The sequence below is a fragment of the Micromonospora sp. CPCC 206060 genome, assembly GCF_036906895.1.
Classification (GTDB): Bacteria; Actinomycetota; Actinomycetes; order Mycobacteriales; family Micromonosporaceae; genus Micromonospora.
This window is the reverse complement of sequence record NZ_JBAKHU010000002.1, coordinates 1-16,417: the sequence shown is the minus strand read 5'-3', so window position 1 is coordinate 16,417 and position 16,417 is coordinate 1. Positions and strand designations below refer to the sequence as shown.

Here is a 16,417-nt window from a genome sequence, read left to right as displayed (position 1 = left end):
GCACCGGGGCCGCCGGATGAGCGGGCCGGTCCGGCTGCTGATCGTCGACGACCATCCGGTGGTCCGCGACGGGCTGCGGGGCATGTTCGCCGGCCACCCCGACTTCGAGGTGCTCGGCGAGGCGGCCGACGGCGCCGAGGCGCTCGTCCTGGCCCGGTCCCTGCGACCGGACGTGGTCCTCATGGACCTGCGGATGCCCGGCATGGACGGGGTGACCGCGATCGGCCACCTCCTCGCCGCCGAGCCCGCTCCCCGGGTGCTGGTACTGACCACCTACGACACCGAGGGTGACGTGCTGCCGGCCGTGCAGGCCGGGGCCACCGGGTACCTGCTCAAGGACACCCCGCGCGACGAACTGTTCCGGGCGGTCCGGGCTGCGGCGCGGGGTGACTCGGTGCTCTCCCCCACCGTGGCCACCCGGCTGATGGGTCGGCTGCGCGGCCCGGCCGAGACGCCGCTGAGCCAGCGTGAGCTGGAGGTCCTCACCCTGGTCGCCAAGGGCGCGACCAACCGGGAGGCGGCGGCGCACCTGTTCATCAGTGAGGCCACCGTGAAGACCCACCTGCTGCACGTCTACGCGAAGCTCGGCGTCAAGGACCGGGCCGCCGCCGTGGCGGTCGCCTTCGAGCGGGGGCTGCTCGGCCCGACCGGTCGGTAGCGGTACCTGTCCGCCCGGCCGGTCGGTGGCGGGCCACCGGCGACGGGCAGGATGGGACGGTGCGCGTCTCCCGGCTGATCTCGCTGTTGCTGCTGCTCCAGTCCCGGGGGACGATGACCGCCGCCGACCTCGCCGCCGAGCTGGAGGTCTCCGAACGGACCATCTACCGGGACGTGCTTGCCCTGTCCGCTGCCGGCATCCCGGTCTACGCCGACCGGGGTCGCACCGGTGGTTACCGGCTGCTCGGCGGGTACCGGACCCGGCTGACCGGGTTGAGCCGGGCGGAGGCGGAGGCGTTGTTCCTCGCCGGTCTGCCCGGCCCGGCCGGGGACATGGGACTCGCCGAGGCGGTCACCGCCGCCCGGCTCAAGGTGCTGGCCGCCCTGCCGCCCGCGCTGCGGGACGCCTCCACCCGCACCGGGCAACGCTTCCACCTGGACGTACCGGGCTGGTTCGAGTCGGCCGACCCGCCGCCACTGCTGGCTGAGCTGGCCCGCGCGGTCTGGCAGGACCGGACCGTCGGGTTGCGGTACCGCCGGCGTGACCGGGAGGTGACCCGGTCGGTGCAGCCGTACGGGCTGGTCCTCAAGAACGGCATCTGGTACCTGGCGGCCCGGGTCGGGGCGGGCCACCGCACATACCGGGTGGACCGGGTGGTCACCGTCGACGTGCAGGAGGAGACGTTCGACCGGGACCACGAATTCGACCTGGCCGGGTTCTGGGCGGCCCGGGCCGAGGAGTTCGTCCGGGAGGTGCTCGCCGACCGGGTCACCGTGCGGCTCAGCCCCACCGGGCTGCGGGTGCTCCGGCACGCGGCGGAGGCTTTCGCGTACGCCGAGGCGGTGGCCGCCGCCGGTGGACCCGACGGGCAGGGCTGGGTGGTCACCCGGCTGCCCGTCGAGTCCCTCGACGTGGCGTACGACGTGCTGCTGCGGCTCGGCCCGGAGGTGGAGGTGCTCGACCCGCCCGAGCTGCGGTCCCGGATGGCCGAGGCGGCCGACCGGTTGGGCCGGCTCTACTCCGGCCGGCGGCTCAGCGGTAGCCGGTCACGTCGGCCGGCCTACCGGCGTCGGCGACCTCGGTGATGTACCGCAAGCCGTCCGGGCGACTGCCGTCGAGGTCGGTGAAGCCGTACACCCGGGCGAGTTCACCGCTGGACACGGACCGGCCGTTCCAGCGGGCCCGGTCCGGGTCGGCGGCGAGGGCGGCCACCGCCCGGCCGACGAACGCGGGGCTCTCCGAGATGGCGAAGTGCGGGTCCTTCGTGGTGCCGTCGAGCCAGTTCTCCTCGGTGACCCCGAAGTGTTCGAGCATGGCCTCCGACCGGATCCACCCCGGCGTCAAGGCGACCGCCGTGGCGCCGTGCGGGGCCAGCTCCCGGGCCTGGCTGAACGCAAGCCGGTTCACCGACACCTTGGCCAGGTCGTAGAAGACCGAGAGCCGGTAGTTCCCGTCGTTGTACGCGGTGGTGCCGTCCCCGATCTCCACCACCAGCCCGCCGGGCTGCCGGATCAGCAGCGGCATGGCGAAGTGGCTGGTGATGATGTGGGTGTCGACGGCCAGCCGCAGCGTACGGAACCCGGCCTCCAGCGGCTGCTCCCAGACCGGTTTGTACCAGGTGATCAGCGGGTCGGCGCCCCAGATGTCGTTGACCAGTATGTCCAGCCGCCCCTGCTCACGGTCGATCCGGTCGACCAGGTCGCGCACCTGCCCGGGTACCAGATGGTCCACCTGGACCGCGAGGCCGGTGCCACCGGCCGCGGTGACCAGCTCGGCGGTCTCCTCGATGGTCTCCGGGCGGTTCATCTCCGAACGGTGTTCCCGGGTGGTCCGGCCGGTCGCGTAGACCGTCGCTCCGGCCGCACCCAGTTGCACCGCGATCTGCCGGCCGGCTCCCCGGGTCGCCCCGGCTACCAGGGCGACCTTTCCTGTCAGCGTTCCTGTCATACCGTCGACCCTGGCAGCGAATCCTGACAGGCAACGTCCGGTTTTCCAGGCCGATCCGAAGTCGTTTCCCCGGTTCGCCTGGATGCGCGATGATCAAGCGATGCACCTGCTGCTCGCCGGGATCGTCGGTTCGGTGGCCTACGGTCTGGCCGGCCCGGGGTCCGACGTGGACCGGATCGGCGTGTTCGCCGCACCGACCGTGGCGTTCCACGGGCTGCACCCGCCCCGGGAATCGGTGGTCACCACCCACCCCGACCTCACCTGGCACGAGGCCGGCAAGTACTGCCGGCTGGCGCTGAGCGGCAACCCGACCGCGAGTGAGCTGCTCTGGCTGCCGGACGAGCTGTACGAGACCCGGACCGACCTGGGCGACCGGCTGATCGCCATCCGGTCGGCGTTCCTCAGCGCGCCCCGGGTCCGGGACGCCTACCTCGGGTACGCCACGCAGCAGTTCCGCAAACTGGAGTCCCGGGGTGACGGCAGCTTCTCGGCGGACACCCGGCGACGGACCGCCAAGCACGCCCGGCATCTGGCCCGGCTGCTGCACCAGGGCCGGGTGCTCTACACCACCGGTCAGCTACCGATCCGGCTCGACGACCCGGAGTTCTACCGTGGATTCGGCGACCGGGTGGCCGGAGGGAAGCTGGCGGAGGCCCGCGAGCTGCTGGCCGCGGCGGCCGACGGGTTCGACACCGCGCACAGCCCGTTGCCGCAGCACCCGGACGAGACCACCGTGGAGCGCTGGCTGCTCGACGTGCGGGCCGCGCACCTGCCGGGCACGGACGATCAGATACGGCCCGACGCGTCGACGGACCAGCCCGGCGATATCCGCTGAGTCACTGTCGAGCTGCACCGGTTGTGCTAGCGGGCAGAACACCGCCGCAACCCGCCACCGGGTACCGCGCCCGCGTCACCCTGCCGGCCGGAACGACCGCACAGCCGGCCACCACCGCCGGCCGGAGGACCGTGCACCCCGCCGGAACGACCGCACGGCTGGCCACCACCGCCGGCCGGAGGACCGCACAGCCGGCAGGAACGACCGCACGGCTGGGCACCGCCGACGGGCTCGCGGGGACGGACCGCCATCGTGCACGTCGGACCCTGACGGCCGACAGCGGGTGCCGCCACAGCGCGCTGCCCCGTCTGTGCAGGCAGCTCGACAGGACTGTCAGCCCGTCCCCCACGCCGCGCCGGCACACGCCCGACCGGCACACGTCCTGCCGGCACGCCGCGCCGGCACACGTCCTGCCAGCACGCCGCGCCGGGCCCGTTTCCGGTCAGTCGTTGAGGAAGCCGGAGATCCGCGCCCGCAGGTCGGCCCGTTCGCTCCAGAGCACGCCCGGCCGGTCGTACACGTGCAGGGTGGCCCGGGGCAGCACGTCGGCGAGTTGCCCGGCGATCTCCGCCGGGTGCAGGTCGTCCCCGGCACAACCGATCACCAGGGCCCGGGCGGTCACCGCGCGCAGTGCCGTGAGATCGGGTACCGGCGCCTGGTCGGGAAGACCGGCCAGCCCGGTCGCCAGCCCGTCCCTCAGCAGTTGGTCGAGGCGCTGCCGCAGGTACGCCCAGCCGGCCGGGGTGTTCCGTACCGTCGGTGGTAGCTCCACCGCCACCGCCTCGGCGACGGCCGAGGCGTCCCCGCTCTCCACCGCGTCGAGCAGGTCGGCGATCCGCTGGCGGGCGACCGCTGGACGGGGCTGGTCGAGGGCGGCCGGCAGGAAGAGGACCACCCGGTCGAAGCGCTCGGGGCTCTCCGCCAACAGCCGACAGAGCGCACCGGCGCCGAGGCTGACCCCGACCGCGCGGGTGGCGCCGGTGAGATCGGCGATTGCCCGCAGGTCCCGGGCCAGGTCCAGATAGCTCCAGTCGCCCGGCGGCGCGTCGGAGCGGCCGTGCCCGCGGAACTGGAGGAACACCTTCCGGCCCCGGACCGCACTGCCGAACGGCCGGCTGGTCGCTATCCCGCCGCCCAGCCCGTGTGCGAACACGGTCACCGGGTCACCGCTACCGGTGATCAGCCGTTCCAGTCGTACCCCGTGCGGGGTGGCGACCACCTCGGTCTCCGGCTCGGGTAGGGCGGGCCGGCCGGTACGTGGCGCGCTCGGGCCCGGTCCGTAGGTGCGCGGGCCCCCGTCCGGTGGCGGTGGCCAGCGAAAATCCCTCACCAGAAGCCTTTGCCGTCGGTCAGGTCCCGCAGTCCCACCCGGACGTCGAGCAGATAGATCAGGCCGGCGGCGATGCCGACCAGACCGAAGATGCTGAGTACCCCGAAGCCGAGCAGGGTCAGCACCAGGCAGACGGCCAGGATGGCGATCCAGGCCCCCTTGGGCAGGGTGCCGATCGCGGGGAACGCGTCGGCGCGCTGGGTGATCGCGTGAATCAGCGCGACACCCTGGACGATCAACGCGATCACGAGCAGGACCAGCTCCACTACATAGCGGAACTGGTCGATGAAAAGCGGCGCGGCGATAGCCATGTCCGCAAGCTTATGTCGACGAGCCCGGACGCGTCCGCTCGGACGCGTCCGGGCTCGTCGCACCGGCGTACCGGAAACTACTTGGCGGCCGGGCGGGTCCGCTTGGTGGGCAGCTTGGCCGACGGGGTGGCGGTCGGCGCGGCGGCCGGCTTGCGGGCGGCACGCGGGCGGGTCGCCTTGGGCTTGGTCTCCACGACCTCCGCGACGGTGGCCGGGGTGGCGGTGGCCTCGGCCGGAGCGTCGGTGGCCGACGTCGTGGCGGTGGCCTCGGCCGGAGTGGCGGTGGCCGGCGCGGCCAGGGTCTCGGCCAGTTCGGCCTCGGTGACCTCGATGTCGGCGTTCACCGTGTCGGCGGCCTGCACCACACCGGACCCGACGACCCGCTCACCCCGGGCCACCAGGGCACCGTACGCGGCCAGCGCGCGCTCCTGCGCGGCCTGGGCGCCGGCCACGACCACTGCGGCGTTACGGGCCGCCACGGCCCGGATCCGGTCCAGGTCGAGGTCCGCCGGGACAGCCTTCTCGCGGAGGCCGGCGGCGGTGGTGTTGGCGGTACGCAGGGTGGCGACGGCCTTCTCCCGCAGGTCGGCGGTACGCAGGGTGGCCACCGCCTTCTCCCGCAGCTCGGAGGTGCTGTTCACCGCCTTGCCACCCAACTCGGTGACGACCGTGGGGAGCTTGCGCAACTGCTGGTAGGCGAGTTCGCCGGCACCGGCGGCGGCGTAGAGCGGAGCCGGGATACGGGTCGTCCGGGACTGCTGGGTCATCACTTCTCCTCTTCGACCGCGTCCGCGGCCTTGTCTTCGGTCGCCTTGTCGGCGGTGGTCTTCCTGGCGCTGGACTTCGTGGCGATGGTCCGGTCGTCAGCGGCCCTACGGACCACCCGACGGGTCGTCTTCTTCGCCGGCTGCGTGGAGCCCGGCTCGTTGGGAGGCAGTGCCGCACCGGTCTCGGTCACCGCAACCGATTCGAGTACCTCGGTGGCCGGTGTCCCACCGCCGGTGGGCCCACCGGCGGCCGGCGCGGCCGGCGCTTCGCCCACGGTGGACCCGTCGGCCGACGGCACCGTGGCCGACGGCTCGGCGTGCCGCAGGTTCTCCCGGCGGAACGTCTCGTAGATCTGGCTCAGTGACTGCTTCTGCGCCATGGTCAGGTCGGGATCGACCGCAATGGCGGCGAGCACCCCCTGCCCCTCCCGGTCGTCGAGGAGACCGGCCCGCAGGTACATCGCCGGGGTGGAGACCCGCAGCGCGCTGGCGAGCTGCTGGAGCACCTCGGCACTGGGCTTGCGCAGGCCCCGCTCGATCTGACTCAGGTACGGGTTGCTCACCCCGGCCTGCTCGGCGAGCTGCCGGAGCGAGATCCGGGCGTTGCGGCGCAGGTCGCGGATGAACTCCCCGACGTCACGGGGTAGGTCCTTGGGTGTCGCCATGCCCCGAAGCTAACCCCTCTCTGCTAACTTTTGCAAGCAGAACGCTAGCGATAGTTAGCGACCTCACCTCGGCCCGTCACCACCGGCCCCCTGCCACGCGTCGGCGCGACGGACGGGTTCTACCAGACGGACCGCACCGCCCCGACCCTCGCGCCCCCACCGGTCAACGGCACCTCGGCCAACTCGTCGAGCACCCCGGCGGTGACCCCCAGCCGGCGCAGAGCGGAGACCAGCACCGGCGTCCGGGCCCGGGCCGCTCCGTCGTCGACCTTGATCGCGACCGCACCGACCTCCGGTACCGCCACCGCGATGACGCCCTCCGCACCCACCTTGGCAAGCAACCCGGGCACCCCGGCCATCAGTCGGGTGTCGTCGGCCCCGGTCCCCGCCACGATCTCCGGGTGGGCCCGCATCGCGTCGACGACGGCGCGTTCCGCCGAACCGGACGTACCGTGCACCAACCGCAGGAACGCCCCGGCCAGCCCGGTCAGGGACAGGGCCAGCACCGGCGCCCCGCACCCGTCCACCCCGACCGCAGCCGCCGGCTCCCCGACCAACTCCTCGACCGTCGCCCGCAGCCCCTGCTGCAACGGGTGCTCCGGCTGCCAGTACCCGGCCACCGGCCAGTCCGCCGCCTGACAGGTCAGCAGCATCCCCGCATGCTTACCCGAACAGTTCATCAGGATGCGGGATGGACCGCCACCGGCCCGGTACGTCTCGGCCTGGGCCGACGCTCCGAGCGGCAGTTCGGGCGGACAGTGCAGGGCCGACTCGTCCAGACCGCCACCGCGCAGCATGGCGCGTACCCGGGCAACGTGGAAATCCTCGCCGAAGTGGCTCGCCGCGACCAGGGCCAGATCGGCCGGATCGGTGAGCCGCAGCCCCGCCCGGAGCATGCCGACCGCCTGCATCGGTTTGTTGGCCGACCGGGGAAACACCGGCGAGGTGACGTCACCCGCCGACGCGACCACCGCACCCTCGGCGTCCAACACCACCACCGACCCGTGGTGCTTCCCCTCCAAGAACCCGGACCGGACCACCTCGGCGAGCGGCACGCCGCCCTCGTACGTCTTTCCCACGAGGCGGAACGCTACTACGGACGTAAGGAAGGGCCCCTTCTTATCGCTTCCGGTATAGGAAGGGCCCCTTCTTAACGCCTGTCACAGGCCGAGCAACTGCCGGGCCTCGGCCGGGGTCAGCGGCGGACGCTGGGCCAACTGGGCGAAACTGACCGCGCGTGCCACCAGCTGCATGTTCGACTCGACCGGCTGGCCCTTGGCGTACGTGATGGTGTCCTCCATGCCGACCCGGAGATGCCCCCCGGCGGAGAGCGACGCGAGCATGACCGGCAGGGTGCTCCGCCCGACGCCCGTCGCGGAGAAGGTGGTGCCCGCCGGCAGATCCTGCAGCGCCTGGCGGCAGGCGACCAGCGCATCGGTGGTACCCGGCATCCCGCCCGGCACCCCCATCACGAAGTCGACATGCACATGGCCACCCGCAGGCAGCCCGTACTTCCCGAGCAGCCGCTGGAGTGCGGTGAGATGACCGAGGTCGAAGATCTCGTACTCCGGCACGATGCCGCGCTCCTGCATCCGGGTGTGCAGGTCGACGATGAACTCCCAGCGGTTGAGGAAGACGTCGTCGCCGAAGTTGACCGTACCCATCGTGCAGGAGGCCATGTCCGGCCCGGCATCCAGCACGGCGAGCCGGGCCGCCTCCGGGTCGGTCACCGCGCCGCCGGTGGAGAGCTGCACGATCAGGTCGGTGCCCTCCCGCAGCGCGGCAACGGTCTCCCGCAGCCGGCCGGCGTCGAGGGTGGGCCTGGCCTCGTCGTCCCGGATGTGGACGTGGATCACTGCGGCGCCGAGCGCCGCGCACTCCTTCGCGGTCAGTGTCAGCTCGTCGAGGGTCACCGGCAGCGCCGGTACGTCCGCCTTGCTCGACTCCGCGCCGGTGGGGGCAACCGTGATCAACGTCCCTGTTGTCATGCCGGCGATCCTAGACCGCGCCCCAGGGCTGATCACCAGCACCGACTCGGTTAACAGGGGGCCCTTCCTATACCGAAAACGTTAATAGGGGGCCCTTCCTTACACCTCAGTCGATGGCGGCGGCGGAGTCGCCGACCATCAGGCGGGCGTCGTCGGCGACGTTGCGCTTGACCACGGCCAGGGCGATCTGCCCCAGCTCGTAGTGCTGTACGGCGGTGCCGACGAAACCGACCGTCCGGCCGTCCAGGGTGACCGGCGTACCCGGGGACGGGAGCTGGTCGCTGGCCACCCCGTCCAGGTGCAGCAGTACCAGCCGGCGGGGCGGGCGGCCAAGGTTGTGCACCCGGGCGACGGTCTCCTGCCCCCGGTAGCAACCCTTGTCCAGGTGGACCGCCGGGCCGATCAGGTCCACCTCGGCGGGGATGGTCCGGTGGTCGGTGTCCAGCCCGACCCGGGCCCGCCGGGCGGCCACCCGCAGCGCCTCGTACGCCCACAGACCCGCCACCGGCACTCCGGCGGCCCGCAGCTCGGCGACCACCTGGTCCATCGCGTCCCGGGGTACCAGCAGGTCCACACCGAGCGGGCCACGCCGGGCCCACCCGCCGACGGGCAGCACGCGTACGTCGTACCGGCTGCTCGGCCGGGGTGGCACGCTGCCGGCGGCGAACTTCGCACCGGGCACCTCGACGGTGTCCGGTGCCGCCAGGTCGGTGACCCCGAGTGTGCCGACGGCCTGGACCGCGTCCGGACCGGCCACGGTGAGCAGCGCGTACCGCGCGGTGACGTCGGTCGGGTCGACCGGGGTGAAGAAGCGCATCTTCTCCAGGTAGCCGAGCAGGCCGCCAGTGGCGCCCGGCTCGGTGTCCAGCCAGGTGGTCTCGCCATCCTCGGCGACCATGGCGTGCTGCTCGATGTGCCCGTGCGGGGAGAGGACCAGCAGTTCGGTGCCCTGGCCGGCGCGCAGGTCGGCGAGGTGCTGGGTGGTGAGGGTGTGCAGCCAGCCGATGCGTTCGGCGCCGGGTACGGCGATGACTCCCCGGTGCGACCGGTCGACCAGTGCGGCACCGGTGGCCAGGGTGCGCTGTTCGCGCAGCGGGTCACCGTAGTGGGCGGCGACCGGGCGTACCCCGGCGGCGGCGTGCGCCGGCTCGGGCTGGTCGGGCGTCGCGGTGTCGATGGCCTCGACCGCCACCGCACCCGGTATCTCGATCATTTCCGCTCCCCGTTCTCGCTGGCCGGCTGGTGCCGCCCGGCGCTATCAGCGCTCGTGGTGGCGCCCGGCGCCACCAGCGGGCTCGTGGTTGCGCACGCCACCGGGTCCGTCGGGCTGCGGTGTCCCGGCGCAGTTGCCGCAGACCCCGAAGAGCGCCACGTGCCCGATGTCGACCCGGAACCCGCGTTCGGCGGCCAGTCGCCCGGCGAGCGGGTCCAGCAGTTCGGGCTCGATCTCGTCGATCGCGCCGCAGTCCCGGCAGACCAGGTGGATGTGCTGGTGCTCACCCGCCGCGTGGTAGGTCGGCGAACCGTGCGACAGGTGGGTGTGGGTCACCAGCCCGAGCCGTTCCAGCAGCTCAAGGGTCCGGTAGATGGTGGTGATGTTGACCCCGGCGGCCACTTCACGGACCGCCGTGTGCACCTGCTCGGGAGTGGCGTGCCCGAGGTCCAGCACAGCCTGGAGGATCAACTGCCGCTGCGCCGTCAGCCGCAGCCCACGGGAGCGCAGCAATTCGGCCAGGGAGGATTCCGACACCGTCCGATCATAGTTCGCCGTGCCGGGATGCCCGCCGCGGACGCCGCCCGGGAGGCTATGCTCGGCTGCCATGTCGGGACGCCGGATCATCGCGGTCGCCGGTCGGGGCGTCGTACCGGCCGGGGAGCCGGTGTTGCTGGGCGACGACCGGGGCGCCCTGCACGGGGACGGGGTTTTCGAGACCATGCACGTGCGGGGTGGGCGGCCCTGGCTGGTCGACGAGCACCTGACCCGGTTGGCCGGGGCTGCGGCAGCGGTGGACCTGGCGCTGCCCGGCCGCGCCGACCTGGTCGAGCTGATCGGCCTGACCTGTGCGGACTGGCCGGCCGGGGTCGAGGGGGCACTGCGGCTGGTCTGCACCCGGGGGCCGGAGAGCAGCGGGCAGACCACCGTCTGGACCACGTTGACCGAGGTGCCGGCGGGGGCCCGCGCCGCCCGGCGGGCCGGGCTCGCGGTGGCCACCCTGCCGCTGCCGGTCACCGCGACCGGTCGCGCCGGGCTGGACTGGCTGCCGGCCGGGATCAAGTCCACGTCGTACGCGCTGAGCAACGCGGCCCGGCGGTGGGCCGCCGCACACGGGGTGGACGACGTGCTCTGGGTGTCCACCGACGGGTACGCCCTGGAGGGGCCGACCGCGAACCTGGTCTGGCTGGACGGGTCGACGCTGTGCACGGTGCCGGCCGCCGCCACCGGGATCCTGCCCGGGGTGACCGCCGGCTGGCTGCTCGCGCACGCCGGCCGGCTCGGGCTCGCGGCGGCCGAACGGATGGTCACGCCGGAGCAGCTCCGGACGTCGGCCGGTGTCTGGTTCACCTCGTCGGTGCGCGGGCCGGCCCCGGTCCGTTCGCTGGACGGCCGTGCGCTGCCCGACTCCCGGTACACCGCCGACCTGCTCGACCTGCTCGGCTTCCCCATCCCACCCCCACCCCGGTCCCGTTGATCATGAAGTTGTTGTCACTCTGATCGGCGTGTCGTGGCAACAACTTCATGATCAACACCGGAAGGGGTGGGTGGGGTCGGATCAGCCGGCGACCCGGATGAGCCGGGCGGAGAGGTGCGGGGAGAGTCCGTAACCGACCGCCGCCATCTCCTGGGCGTACAACAGCGCCCCCTCGACGATGCCGAAGAGCCGGTGCCCGGCAGTGACCTCCTTGGCCGTGGCCGTCCGCACCACCGCGTCGGTGGCCAGCTCGACCTGGGTACCGGTACGCCGGCCGATGTACAGCTCCATGACGCCGGTCGGGGTGCTCAGCAGAGCCTCGATCTCGTCGGTCACCCGGTCACCGTCCATCACCGGCCGCCACCAGCCCACCTCACGACCGGCGGGCCGGATCGGTCGGCTCTGCTCGTCGAGCAGCCAGGCCCGCGACTCGTACGCCAGGAACGGCCGGCCGTCGTGGCTGATCCGGATCTCCTGCGCGTAGTCGAAGTCCTCGATGCTCGGGAAACCGCCCCGGCCCCGCCCCCGCCACACCCCGATGTACGGCAGGAAGCCGTCCAACGCGGGGTGCAGCTTCGGCCCCACCCGCAGGTCGTGGCTCTCCTCGAACGGGTACTCCTCAACCGGCGGCGCATTGAGCCACGGCGGCTGCAAGGGGTTCTCGTCGCTCACCAGCCGTCCTCCGTTCGCGACTGCGGGGCTCGCAAAACCGGCTCACTCCTCGCGCTCACCGATCCACCTTCGTTCGCGACTGCGGGGCTCGCAAAACCGGCTCACTCCTCGCGCTCACCGATCCACCTTCGTTCGCGACTGCGGGGCTCGCAAAACCGGCTCACTCCTCGCGCTCACCGATCCACCTTCGTTCGCGACTGCGGGGCTCGCAAAACCGGCTCACTCCTCGCGCTCACCAGCGTCCTCTCGACATGCGTACGGCAAGATAGACCAGGCCGCCGGCGAGCGCGCCGAGACCGGCGACCAGCAGGCTGACGAACCCGATCTCGGTAACCATCATGGTCATCCTATGCTGGCTCCATGGCTCGTACCCTTGTCGTCAAGGCCACGGCCGGAGCGGACGCACCGGAGCGCTGCGCGCAGGCGTTCACGGTGGCCGCCACCGCTGCCGCCGCCGGTGTGGACGTCTCGCTCTGGCTGACCGGTGAGTCCACCTGGTTCGCGGTGCCCGGCCGGGCACAGGAGTTCGAGCTGCCCCACTCCGCACCCCTGGCCGAGTTGCTGCACATCATCCTGACCAGCGGCCGGGTCACCGCCTGTACGCAGTGCGCAGCCCGGCGGGAAATCGGCCCCGACGACGTGCTGCCGGGGGTACGGATCGCGGGCGCTGCGGTCTTCGTGGAGGAGACGCTGACCGAGGGAGCCCAGGCTCTCGTCTACTGACCTTCCGCGACCGGCGCCGCTGATGCCCCAATTCGCCCTACTATGCGGTGGAGCGGGAGGGGCGGGGATGACCGGGGCGACAGTGGACTTCTTCAACTCCATACCGGGCAAGGCCCAACTGCTCCTGCGGATACCGATGGCCGGGACGCTCCGGATCGACCTCGTCGAGGGCCACAGAACCGAACACTGGTATGTCACCTTCGCGCCGGGCCAGGCCCAGGTGAGCCGGGACGAACAGGTTGCCGACGCGATCCTGACCGTGCCCACCGATCTCTTCGACGAGTTCGTCACCGGGCGGTCCCGCCCGAACGCGGCGGTACTGCGCAACGACGCCACCGTCAGCGGCGACATCCGGCTGTTCCTGGCCCTACGCCGGTTCTTCCCCGCCGCACCCGGGGTCCGGGATCCACGCGAGGTGGCCCGCGAGAAGGTCGCCGCCAGCCGGCAGACCGGTCACCAACGGACCACGAACCCGCCGAGCACCGGCCAGCACTCGACGGGCGCCGGCCGGTACAGCGGCGGCCACCAGCCGAACGCGGTCGACGATCCGGTAACCGGACCCGGCACCCGGGAGCACACCGGATGAAGCCGCTGGTCAGCATCCTCGACGGGAACACCTTCGTGGTCAGCGACCGGTCCGGGGACATCGACCCGTCCCCCGACTTCCCGACCGGGTTCTTCTCCTACGACACCCGGTTCCTGTCGACCTGGCAGCTCACCCTCGACGGGGAACGCCTGCACCCGCTCTCCGTGGACGACGTGCAGTACTTCGAGAGCCGGTACTTTCTCGTCCCCGGTGAACCCACCCACTATCTCGACGCGAAGGTCTCGGTGATCCGGCACCGGATCATCGGCGGCAGCTTCGACGAGGAGGTGGCCGTACTCAACCACTCCGGCGAGCCGGCGGAGCTGACCGTCCGGATGGAGGTGGGCAGCGACTTCGCCGACCTGTTCGAGATCAAGAACCCGCAGCAGAAGAAGGGAAGGACGTGCGCCGTCGTCGGCGAGAACCACCTGCTGCTGCGGTACGAGCGGCAGAGCTTCCGGCGCGAGGTGAACATCACCACCACCGAGCCGGGCGCCATCGACGAACACGGCATGACCTTCCGGATCACCATTCCACCGCACGGAGAGTGGTCGACCCGGCTGCACCTGACGACCAGGGTGCTCGGGGCCGGTGGGCGGGACTTCCGGGACAGCCTCCGGATGCAACGCAGCCGGTCGAAGGAGGAGATGGAACAGGAGCTGGATCAGTGGTTGGCCCAGGCGCCCCGGTTGGGCAGCGACTGCGAGCCGCTCAGCACGGCGTACCGGCGGAGCCTGATCGACCTGGCCGCGCTGCGGTACACCTCGATCACCCACGCCACCCAGCTCGTCACCGCCGGTCTGCCCTGGTTCATGACACTGTTCGGCCGGGACAGCATGTTCACCTGTCTCCAGGCCCTGCCGTTCCTGCCGCAGATGGTCCCACCGACACTGCGTACCCTGGCGGGCCTCCAGGGCACCCGGATCGACGACTTCCGTGACGAGGAGCCGGGCAAGCTCCTGCACGAGCTGCGCTACGGCGAGTCGGCGGGTTTCGAGGAACAGCCGCACTCGCCGTACTTCGGTTCGGCCGACTCCACGCCGCTCTTCGTCATCCTGGTCGACGAGTACGAACGGTGGAGCGGGGACAGCGACCTGGTCCGGACGCTGGAGTGGCATGTCCGGGCCGCCCTGGACTGGATCGACTCGTACGGCGACCTGCTCGGCACCGGGTACATCTGGTACGAGACCCGCAACCCGGAAAGCGGCCTGGAGAACCAGTGCTGGAAGGACTCGCCGGACGCCATCTCGTACGCCGACGGCCGGTTGCCGGACTTTCCCCGGGCCACCTGCGAACTACAGGGCTACGCGTACGACGCGAAGATCCGGGGCGCCCGGCTGGCCCGGACGTTCTGGAACGACCCGGCCTACGCCGACCGACTGGAACGGGAGGCGGCGGAGCTGAAGGAGCGGTTCAACCGGGACTTCTGGGTCCCCGACGGCGAGTACTACGCCATCGCCCTGGACACCGACGGCCGTCCGGTCGACACGCTCTCCTCCAACATCGGCCACCTGCTCTGGAGCGGCATCGTCCCACCCGACCGGGCCGCGAAGGTCGCCGCCCACCTGCTCGGCCCCAAACTCTTCTCCGGTTGGGGGGTACGCACCCTGGCCACCGACGCCGGCCGGTACAACCCGCTCGGGTACCACGTCGGCACCGTCTGGCCGTTCGACAACTCCATGATCGCCTGGGGCCTCTGGCGGTACGGCTTCCGCCGCGAGGCGGGGATCATCTGCCAGGCGATGTGCGACGCGGCGCGCTTCTTCAACGGCCGGCTGCCGGAGGCGTTCGCCGGCTACGACCGGTCCCGGACCACGTACCCGGTCCAGTACCCGACCGCGTGCAGCCCGCAGGCCTGGTCGGCCGGTACCCCGCTGCTGCTGCTCCGGGTCCTGCTGGGGCTGGAACCGCAGGGCGAGCATCTGATCATCAACCCGGCGGTACCGGAGGGGATGGGCCGGATCGAACTGCTCGACATCCCCGGCCGGTGGAGACGGGTCGACGCGCTCGGACGCAGCCGCCCCCAGCAGGAGGCCGACACCGAGCCCTGACCCGCCACGCCGGCTGACCCCGGACGACCGTGCGGCTGGTCGGCTTCCCGTTGACGTCAGCGGTCGCAGTCCAGGCTGACGGAGACCCGGGTCCGCTCGTCGGTGACGGTGACCGTCACGCCGAGCGGGCCGTTCCGGTAGGCGTACCGCTCGGGGGTGTCCACCACCACGGCGGGGCTCGCGGCGGCCGGCCGCAGCAGCGCTGCCGGCGGCGCCGGAAGGGCTCCGGGAGTGTCGGCCGACGCCGTGCCGGCCAAGCCGCGACCGGGGCACGGCACGGTCGTCCATTCGGGTACGTCGGGTACCGGCTGGCCGAGTGCGGAGAGAACCTGCGTCAGCTCGAACCGGATCCCGCCTCCGGGGCCGTCGGGATCGGGGTCGACCCCGCCGAAGCCGTCCGGGGCCGGCCGGCAGCCGGTTTCGACGTACAGCTCGGCCAGGCCGGGCTGCGGCAGCTCGCCATAGATTGCGACGAAGTCACCGGCGTCGGCGCGCAGCCGGAACCCCTCGTCGGTACGGCGGGCCCCGGCCCGGTAGTCAGCCGGGAGGCGCTCGGCGATCCGGCGCAGCACCGCCTCGCCGTTCTCCGTGCCGCTCCCGCTCCCGCTCCCGGTGCCGGTGCCGGTGCCGGTGCCGAAGTGCACGGTGACCTGCCGGGTCAGGATGGCACCGTCGAGAAACGGGGTGACCCGGCAGCCCCGCTCGAACTCGGTCGGGCCCAGCTCGACCACGCTCTCCGGACCGGACGCGGCGGCGACCAGCTCCCCGGTCGCCCGGTCCACCACCGGCACGGCCTCGGCCAGGTCGCGCTGCTCGCGGACGGTCGGCGGGTCGTCCCGGACCGAGATCCAGGTGAGCACGGCGAGCAGCACCGCCCAGACCACCGTTACGGCCAGTAGCCACCGGCCCCACCGGTTCCGGGCGGGCGGCTCCGGGGTCGGGCTCACCTGGGCGTACGCCGGCGCGTCCATACTCACGCGGCCCATCGTGGCACGCCGGATCCCGACCCGGCCGGGGAGGGCGGGACCTCCTGGCCCGAGCGGGCGACCGACGTCAGCCGGACAGCACCACCGCGAGCAGCAGAGCTGCCGTCACACCTACCCGCACACGTCCTCCTGCATAGTTGCGTCCGGCAGAGTGGTGTACGGCAGACCTGCAGCTCAGAGCCGGTTTGGCGTAGACGTGAGGCGGCCA

19 protein-coding genes are annotated in these 16,417 nt (G+C 72.2%); 7 read left to right on the top strand and 12 right to left on the bottom strand.

Annotated elements, in window-relative coordinates:
* The first annotated feature begins 16 nt into the window (after nucleotides 1–16).
* Nucleotides 17–658, top strand: coding sequence for a response regulator transcription factor (locus tag V6U90_RS02385; RefSeq protein WP_334430890.1), 642 nt, complete (start codon nucleotides 17–19; stop codon nucleotides 656–658).
* A 59-nt stretch (nucleotides 659–717) separates the two neighbouring features.
* On the top strand, nucleotides 718–1,743 hold the full coding sequence (locus tag V6U90_RS02380; RefSeq protein ID WP_334430889.1) for a helix-turn-helix transcriptional regulator: 1,026 nt from the start codon (nucleotides 718–720) through the stop codon (nucleotides 1,741–1,743).
* Here V6U90_RS02380 and V6U90_RS02375 read toward each other — a convergent pair.
* Entirely contained in the window at nucleotides 1,691–2,605 is a 915-nt protein-coding gene (locus V6U90_RS02375) for an SDR family oxidoreductase (protein ID WP_334430888.1), read from the bottom strand. The genes V6U90_RS02380 and V6U90_RS02375 overlap by 53 nt on opposite strands.
* An 82-nt stretch (nucleotides 2,606–2,687) precedes the next feature.
* Here V6U90_RS02375 and V6U90_RS02370 point away from each other — a divergent pair, with 82 nt between their 5' ends.
* Entirely contained in the window at nucleotides 2,688–3,440 is a 753-nt protein-coding gene (locus V6U90_RS02370; RefSeq protein WP_334430887.1) for a nucleotidyltransferase domain-containing protein, read from the top strand.
* Nucleotides 3,441–3,882: 442 nt separating this feature from the next.
* Here the strand turns inward: V6U90_RS02370 and V6U90_RS02365 are convergent, their stop codons facing one another.
* The 8 genes from V6U90_RS02365 to V6U90_RS02330 all read right to left on the bottom strand — a co-directional run bounded on the left by V6U90_RS02365 (nucleotide 3,883) and on the right by V6U90_RS02330 (nucleotide 10,251).
* Complete coding sequence (locus V6U90_RS02365) at nucleotides 3,883–4,770, bottom strand: alpha/beta fold hydrolase (RefSeq protein WP_334430886.1); 888 nt, start codon at nucleotides 4,768–4,770, stop codon at nucleotides 3,883–3,885.
* The gene (locus tag V6U90_RS02360; RefSeq protein WP_334430885.1) at nucleotides 4,767–5,081 is read right to left on the bottom strand and encodes a DUF2516 family protein; all 315 of its coding nucleotides are present in this window, start codon (nucleotides 5,079–5,081) and stop codon (nucleotides 4,767–4,769) included. Before V6U90_RS02360 ends, V6U90_RS02365 begins: the two co-directional genes overlap by 4 nt.
* A gap of 77 nt (nucleotides 5,082–5,158) precedes the next feature.
* Nucleotides 5,159–5,848, bottom strand: a complete 690-nt coding sequence (locus tag V6U90_RS02355; protein WP_334430884.1) for a hypothetical protein — start codon at nucleotides 5,846–5,848, stop codon at nucleotides 5,159–5,161.
* The gene (locus V6U90_RS02350) at nucleotides 5,848–6,513 is read right to left on the bottom strand and encodes a helix-turn-helix domain-containing protein (RefSeq protein ID WP_334430883.1); all 666 of its coding nucleotides are present in this window, start codon (nucleotides 6,511–6,513) and stop codon (nucleotides 5,848–5,850) included. Before V6U90_RS02350 ends, V6U90_RS02355 begins: the two co-directional genes overlap by 1 nt.
* Before the next feature lie 119 nt (nucleotides 6,514–6,632).
* Nucleotides 6,633–7,592, bottom strand: a complete 960-nt coding sequence (locus tag V6U90_RS02345) for an asparaginase (RefSeq protein ID WP_334430882.1) — start codon at nucleotides 7,590–7,592, stop codon at nucleotides 6,633–6,635.
* An 81-nt stretch (nucleotides 7,593–7,673) separates the two neighbouring features.
* Nucleotides 7,674–8,501: a 3-keto-5-aminohexanoate cleavage protein gene (locus tag V6U90_RS02340; RefSeq protein ID WP_334430881.1), complete on the bottom strand. Its 828-nt coding sequence runs from the start codon at nucleotides 8,499–8,501 to the stop codon at nucleotides 7,674–7,676.
* Between the two features lie 106 nt (nucleotides 8,502–8,607).
* Nucleotides 8,608–9,714: a CAF17-like 4Fe-4S cluster assembly/insertion protein YgfZ gene (gene ygfZ, locus V6U90_RS02335; RefSeq protein WP_334430880.1), complete on the bottom strand. Its 1,107-nt coding sequence runs from the start codon at nucleotides 9,712–9,714 to the stop codon at nucleotides 8,608–8,610.
* Between the two features lie 45 nt (nucleotides 9,715–9,759).
* On the bottom strand, nucleotides 9,760–10,251 hold the full coding sequence (locus V6U90_RS02330; protein ID WP_334430879.1) for a Fur family transcriptional regulator: 492 nt from the start codon (nucleotides 10,249–10,251) through the stop codon (nucleotides 9,760–9,762).
* Nucleotides 10,252–10,321: 70 nt separating this feature from the next.
* Here V6U90_RS02330 and V6U90_RS02325 point away from each other — a divergent pair, with 70 nt between their 5' ends.
* Nucleotides 10,322–11,191: an aminotransferase class IV gene (locus V6U90_RS02325; protein ID WP_334430878.1), complete on the top strand. Its 870-nt coding sequence runs from the start codon at nucleotides 10,322–10,324 to the stop codon at nucleotides 11,189–11,191.
* A gap of 81 nt (nucleotides 11,192–11,272) precedes the next feature.
* On the opposite strand, the gene V6U90_RS02320 is transcribed toward V6U90_RS02325, so the two are convergent.
* Both V6U90_RS02320 and mtfM read right to left on the bottom strand, forming a co-directional pair.
* Nucleotides 11,273–11,863 (bottom strand): FABP family protein, encoded by a 591-nt coding sequence (locus V6U90_RS02320; protein WP_334430877.1) that lies wholly within the window; start codon nucleotides 11,861–11,863, stop codon nucleotides 11,273–11,275.
* A gap of 232 nt (nucleotides 11,864–12,095) precedes the next feature.
* Complete coding sequence (gene mtfM, locus V6U90_RS02315; protein WP_036376929.1) at nucleotides 12,096–12,200, bottom strand: small membrane protein MtfM; 105 nt, start codon at nucleotides 12,198–12,200, stop codon at nucleotides 12,096–12,098.
* Nucleotides 12,201–12,223: 23 nt separating this feature from the next.
* On the opposite strand from mtfM, the gene V6U90_RS02310 reads away from it, so the two are divergent.
* The 3 genes from V6U90_RS02310 to V6U90_RS02300 all read left to right on the top strand — a co-directional run bounded on the left by V6U90_RS02310 (nucleotide 12,224) and on the right by V6U90_RS02300 (nucleotide 15,223).
* Nucleotides 12,224–12,586, top strand: coding sequence for a DsrE family protein (locus tag V6U90_RS02310; RefSeq protein ID WP_334430876.1), 363 nt, complete (start codon nucleotides 12,224–12,226; stop codon nucleotides 12,584–12,586).
* Nucleotides 12,587–12,653: 67 nt separating this feature from the next.
* Nucleotides 12,654–13,172, top strand: a complete 519-nt coding sequence (locus V6U90_RS02305; protein ID WP_334430875.1) for an SCP2 sterol-binding domain-containing protein — start codon at nucleotides 12,654–12,656, stop codon at nucleotides 13,170–13,172.
* Nucleotides 13,169–15,223, top strand: coding sequence for an amylo-alpha-1,6-glucosidase (locus V6U90_RS02300; protein ID WP_334430874.1), 2,055 nt, complete (start codon nucleotides 13,169–13,171; stop codon nucleotides 15,221–15,223). Before V6U90_RS02305 ends, V6U90_RS02300 begins: the two co-directional genes overlap by 4 nt.
* A gap of 56 nt (nucleotides 15,224–15,279) precedes the next feature.
* On the opposite strand, the gene V6U90_RS02295 is transcribed toward V6U90_RS02300, so the two are convergent.
* On the bottom strand, nucleotides 15,280–16,194 hold the full coding sequence (locus V6U90_RS02295) for a hypothetical protein (protein WP_334431168.1): 915 nt from the start codon (nucleotides 16,192–16,194) through the stop codon (nucleotides 15,280–15,282).
* Between the last annotated feature and the right edge of the window lie 223 nt (nucleotides 16,195–16,417).

What these genes read in the sequence shown, in the direction of transcription:
- V6U90_RS02375 (WP_334430888.1), bottom strand. Translation starts at nt 2,605, where the DNA reads ATGACAGGAACGCTGACAGGAAAGGTCGCCCTGGTAGCCGGGGCGACC.
- V6U90_RS02385 (WP_334430890.1), top strand. Translation starts at nt 17, where the DNA reads ATGAGCGGGCCGGTCCGGCTGCTGATCGTCGACGACCATCCGGTGGTC.
- V6U90_RS02305 (WP_334430875.1), top strand. Translation starts at nt 12,654, where the DNA reads ATGACCGGGGCGACAGTGGACTTCTTCAACTCCATACCGGGCAAGGCC.
- ygfZ (WP_334430880.1), bottom strand. Translation starts at nt 9,714, where the DNA reads ATGATCGAGATACCGGGTGCGGTGGCGGTCGAGGCCATCGACACCGCG.
- mtfM (WP_036376929.1), bottom strand. Translation starts at nt 12,200, where the DNA reads ATGGTTACCGAGATCGGGTTCGTCAGCCTGCTGGTCGCCGGTCTCGGC.
- V6U90_RS02370 (WP_334430887.1), top strand. Translation starts at nt 2,688, where the DNA reads ATGCGCGATGATCAAGCGATGCACCTGCTGCTCGCCGGGATCGTCGGT.
- V6U90_RS02355 (WP_334430884.1), bottom strand. Translation starts at nt 5,848, where the DNA reads ATGACCCAGCAGTCCCGGACGACCCGTATCCCGGCTCCGCTCTACGCC.
- V6U90_RS02340 (WP_334430881.1), bottom strand. Translation starts at nt 8,501, where the DNA reads ATGACAACAGGGACGTTGATCACGGTTGCCCCCACCGGCGCGGAGTCG.
- V6U90_RS02325 (WP_334430878.1), top strand. Translation starts at nt 10,322, where the DNA reads ATGTCGGGACGCCGGATCATCGCGGTCGCCGGTCGGGGCGTCGTACCG.
- V6U90_RS02360 (WP_334430885.1), bottom strand. Translation starts at nt 5,081, where the DNA reads ATGGCTATCGCCGCGCCGCTTTTCATCGACCAGTTCCGCTATGTAGTG.
- V6U90_RS02350 (WP_334430883.1), bottom strand. Translation starts at nt 6,513, where the DNA reads ATGGCGACACCCAAGGACCTACCCCGTGACGTCGGGGAGTTCATCCGC.
- V6U90_RS02310 (WP_334430876.1), top strand. Translation starts at nt 12,224, where the DNA reads ATGGCTCGTACCCTTGTCGTCAAGGCCACGGCCGGAGCGGACGCACCG.
- V6U90_RS02295 (WP_334431168.1), bottom strand. Translation starts at nt 16,194, where the DNA reads ATGGACGCGCCGGCGTACGCCCAGGTGAGCCCGACCCCGGAGCCGCCC.
- V6U90_RS02300 (WP_334430874.1), top strand. Translation starts at nt 13,169, where the DNA reads ATGAAGCCGCTGGTCAGCATCCTCGACGGGAACACCTTCGTGGTCAGC.